Annotated in this window: 5 protein-coding genes; 2 read left to right on the top strand and 3 right to left on the bottom strand. The window is 64.4% G+C overall.

The window, feature by feature from the left end; translation table 11 throughout:
• The 3 genes from AB4Z48_RS40215 to AB4Z48_RS40205 all read right to left on the bottom strand — a co-directional run.
• Positions 1-239 (bottom strand): citrate/2-methylcitrate synthase (locus AB4Z48_RS40215; protein ID WP_441624441.1); only part of this gene is annotated, 239 nt, incomplete at its 3' end.
• A 140-nt stretch (positions 240-379) separates the two neighbouring features.
• Positions 380-1,360 (bottom strand): HpcH/HpaI aldolase/citrate lyase family protein, encoded by a 981-nt coding sequence (locus AB4Z48_RS40210; protein WP_441624439.1) that lies wholly within the window; start codon positions 1,358-1,360, stop codon positions 380-382.
• A gap of 140 nt (positions 1,361-1,500) precedes the next feature.
• Positions 1,501-2,484, bottom strand: coding sequence for a malate dehydrogenase (locus AB4Z48_RS40205; protein WP_441624437.1), 984 nt, complete (start codon positions 2,482-2,484; stop codon positions 1,501-1,503).
• A 339-nt stretch (positions 2,485-2,823) separates the two neighbouring features.
• Between AB4Z48_RS40205 and AB4Z48_RS40200 the strand changes: the two genes are divergently transcribed.
• A complete protein-coding gene (locus tag AB4Z48_RS40200) occupies positions 2,824-3,648 on the top strand; it encodes a GntR family transcriptional regulator (RefSeq protein WP_441624435.1) in 825 nt (274 codons plus the stop codon).
• 259 nt (positions 3,649-3,907) lie between these two features.
• The coding region (sdhC, locus tag AB4Z48_RS40195) for a succinate dehydrogenase, cytochrome b556 subunit (protein WP_441624433.1) at positions 3,908-4,209 on the top strand (302 nt) is incomplete at its 3' end.

Genomic DNA, 4,209 nt, shown 5'->3' with positions numbered 1-4,209 from the left:
TTGTAGGCCTTGAGTTCGGCGCGGGTGGGGAGCTTGCCGTGCACCAGCAGGTGGGCGATCTCCTCGAATTCGCAGGTCTCGGCGATGTCGAGGATGTCGTAGCCGCGGTAGTGCAGGTCGTTGCCGGTGCGGCCGACCGTGCAGAGCGCAGTATTGCCGGCGGCAACGCCCGACAGGGCGACGGATTTCTTCGGCTTCGGGGCGTCCTGCTGGACTGGCTGCTGCTGCTGCTCTGGCATCGCGTCTCCTGTCTGTCTGCTGGCCCGCCCGGCGGTCAAGCTGCCGCCCGGATGCGGGGCCGGGCAATCGGGCCCGGGTCAATGGCCCGGGTCAATGGATCGGGTAAGAATCCGGGTTACAGCAACGGCGAACATCGAACTCACGCAAAGAAGCGGTCCAGCACCATGCAGGGCAGTTCCGCCCCGGTGGCGTGGGCGCGCTGCAGCAGCGACCAGTAATAGCGGTAGCTGGCGCGGTCGTGCAACTGGCCCTGGTGGCGGATCGGCGCCCAGTTGTTCTCGTAGGCGGCCAGCAGGATCTCGCTGGCCGCGCCGATCTCGGCGCCGCTCGGGCGGAATGCCGCCACGATGGGGTCGATCTGGCCCGGGTGGATGCTCCACTTGCGCAGGTAGCCGAACTCCGTGCGGGCGCGCATGGCGTCCTCGCCGGCGCGTCGGGGCTGCTCGATGTCGGTGCTGACATTGTGCGAAGGCACCTTGCCGTGGCGGTGGCAGGCGGCCGAGATCTCCAGCATGGCGCGCCGGATCAGCGGCTGCTCGAATTGCTGCGGCGAGCGCATGGCCTCGCCGGGGATGGCGCCATGGTGGGCGGAGACGAAATCCATGAGGCCGAAGCTCAGGCATTCGACCTGCACCAGGCGGGCGATGTCGAACGCCTGTTCGAGTGCGCCATGCGTCTCGATCAGCACATGGATCGGAATGTGACGCGCAATGCCGGCGGCGCGCGCCACCTGGTTGACGTGGTCGGTCACGCGCGCGACTTCCACCACGTCGGCCACCTTCGGAATGGCCACGTACGCCAGGCGCGCGCCGGCGCTGCCGACCAGGATGTCGATGTCCTCGCGCCAGCTCGGGTGGGCGGGGTCGTGAATGCGCACGCCCACGCGGTTGAAACGGTTTTGCGGTCCGTTGATCAGATGCGCGCACAACTCGGCGTGCTCGCGCTCGAGGCCGACCGCGGCGCCGTCCTCGCAGTCGAAGGTGATGTCGAAGACCGGCCCAAGCTCTTGCTGCAGGGCGAGCGATTTCAGCATCAGCTTTTCGTTGCCGGCATAGTGGTCGCAGACCGGCAGTTGGGCCGGAATGGCTTCGCCCTGGAACAAGACCTCGGAGGGATGCACGTTAGGTATTCTGGTTTGGGTTGGTGTCCGGGGACCGGGCGGCGCGCCCATGAAAAAAGCCGGAGCCCGCGCCGATCCGTGAATCGTTGCGGGGCTCCGGCCTGATCATTGGCGCTGCCTGGGACTAGATCTGAGGAGGATCAGCCGAGCAGGTGCTGCACGCCGGCTTTCTCTTCTTCCAGTTCCTTCAGGGTGATGTTGATCTTTTCCTGGCTGTAGGCGTCGATCTCCAGACCCTTGACGATCTCGTACTTGCCGTTGGCGGTGGTCACCGGGTAGCCGAACATGGTGTCGGCCGGGATGCCGTACTCGCCGTTCGACGGGATGCCCATCGTGACGACCTTGCCATTGCTGCCCAGCACCCAGTCATGCACGTGGTCGATGGCGGCGTTGGCGGCCGAGGCAGCCGACGACAGGCCGCGCGCTTCGATGATGGCGGCGCCGCGCTTGCCGACGGTCGGCAGGAACACGTCGTTGTTCCAGGCGTGGTCGTTGATCAGGTTCTTGACGCTCTGGCCGTCGACGGTCGCGTAGCGGTAGTCGGCGTACATGGTCGGGCTGTGGTTGCCCCACACGAACATCTTCTCGATCGACGAAACCGGCTTGCCGGTCTTGGCGGCGATCTGCGACAGCGCGCGGTTGTGATCCAGGCGCAGCATGGCGGTGAAGTTCTCGCGCGGCAGGCTCGGCGCGGACTTCATGGCGATGTAGGCGTTGGTGTTGGCCGGGTTGCCGACCACCAGCACCTTGACGTTGCGGCTGGCGACTTCGTCCAGTGCCTTGCCCTGCACCGTGAAGATCTGGGCGTTGGCTTCGAGCAGGTCCTTGCGTTCCATGCCCTTGCTACGCGGACGGGCACCGACCAGCAGGGCCACGTCGGCATCCTTGAAGGCGACCTTGGGGTCGTCGGTGATCACCACGCCTGCCAGCAGCGGGAACGCGCAGTCTTCCAGTTCCATCACCACGCCCTTGACGGCGGCCTGGGCTTGCGGGAGATCCAGCAGTTGGAGGATGACCGGCTGGTCTTTGCCAAGCATGTCGCCATTGGCGATGCGGAACAGCAGGGAATAGCCGATCTGGCCAGCGGCGCCGGTGACTGCGACGCGCATTGGGGCTTTAGCCATGAGTAGATCTCCAAACGTAAAGAGGGGGAAACTGGACGGTGTCGCGCCGGACGGTGGTCCGTACGTCACCGGGTGCGAGTTTGTCGCCACGGCGGCAGGCGGCAATCCGCCGGCGCGCTGGGAGCGATGCCGACTGGGAGGAGCCACTACGGGTCATGGGGTGCGACAAAGCGTAAGTCTACTGCGAAGAGGGGTGCCGTATCCAGAGTGGTGCCGGCGTGAAACCAGCGGGAGTGTAGGCGCGCCTCCGCGCAATGTCAATTCATATGTCTTATATAAGACATAAGACATTTAATGCCGGGCTGGACGCCCTTTGCCGTTTTGTGGTGAAATTCGCCTATGTCATCCCTGCCCACGCCCCTCGTCGGTACTGCCGTTGCTGCAGTGCAGGATAGTGGCGCCGCTGCGTCCGGCGCCGGCACGCAGTCGCCTGTGGCGGCCGCGGTTTCGCCCACGTTCAGCCCACTCTACCAGCAGATCAAGGCGCTCATCACCCAGAGCCTGCAGTCCGGCGAATGGAAGCCGGGCGACATGATCCCCAGCGAAATGGACCTCGCGGCCCGCTACAAGGTCAGCCAGGGTACCGTGCGCAAGGCCATCGACGAACTTGCCGCCGAGAACCTGGTGGCGCGCCGCCAGGGCAAGGGCACCTTCGTCACGACCCATCACGAGGATGGCGTCAAGTTCCGGTTCCTGCGACTCGTCCCCGATGAGGGCGAGCCCCATTATGGCGCCAGCCAGGTGCTGGAGTGCAAGCGCCTGCGCGCGCCCGCCGAGATCGCCCGCCTGCTCGATATCCGCACCGGCGACAGCGTGGTGCAGATCCGCCGCGTGCTGTTTTTCTCCGGCGAGGCCACCGTGCTGGACGAGATCTGGCTGCTGGGCACCAATTTCAAAGGGCTGACGGCCGAGAAGCTGACCGAATGGAAGGGGCCGATGTATGCGCTGTTCGAGGCCGAGTTCGGTACGCGCATGATCCGGGCCTCCGAGAAGATCCGCGCGGTGTCCGCCGACGCCGCCACCGCAGCCTTGCTTTCCGTGGAGGCTGGCGCGCCGCTGCTGTCCGTCGAGCGCGTGTCGTTTACCTACGGCGACCGCCCCGTCGAAGTCCGGCGCGGCTTGTATGTCACCACCCGGCACTATTATCAGAACGATTTGAGCTGAGTTGCCGTGTGGGAATCTCTGGCGGTTATTGTTGCCGCGGCCATGGCCGCCGCCGCTGTTGCGCGAAGTGGGATTATTACGCCGTGGCGAGGCCGCGTGCGATTGTCGGGCACGGCATGTTGGTGCGCGATAGCTGAAAATTATTGGTGCGCCGCGCAACAAAGGCGCTAAAATTATGTGGATTTGCTCCAACTGCATTCATTTGCATGCAGGGCATTGAGTAGTTTCGTTTTTTGTTTACCGCAAAATGGGGTCTCGCATGGCTGAAGCCGTCAAACAAGCCAGGCCGGAGTTCCGGAACATCCATGTCACGCAGCTAGCGCGTTACAGGTTGCCCTGGGCCGGCAAGGTGTCCATCCTGCATCGCGCAAGCGGTGCGTTGATGTTCCTCCTCCTTCCTTTCGTGCTCTATCTGTTCGAGCAAAGCGTCACCTCCGAACTGAGTTTCGCAAAGTTCTCGGCGCTCCTGTCCGGCGGCTTCGTCAAGCTGGTTCTGCTGGCCCTGATCTGGGGTTACCTCCACCACTTCTGTGCCGGCATCCGTTTCCTGCTGCTCGACGT

This window comes from Cupriavidus sp. 2TAF22 (genome assembly GCF_052115045.1).
Classification (GTDB): Bacteria; Pseudomonadota; Gammaproteobacteria; order Burkholderiales; family Burkholderiaceae; genus Cupriavidus.
Note: the sequence above shows the minus strand (reverse complement) of the source record. Positions and strands in the feature narration are given on the sequence as shown.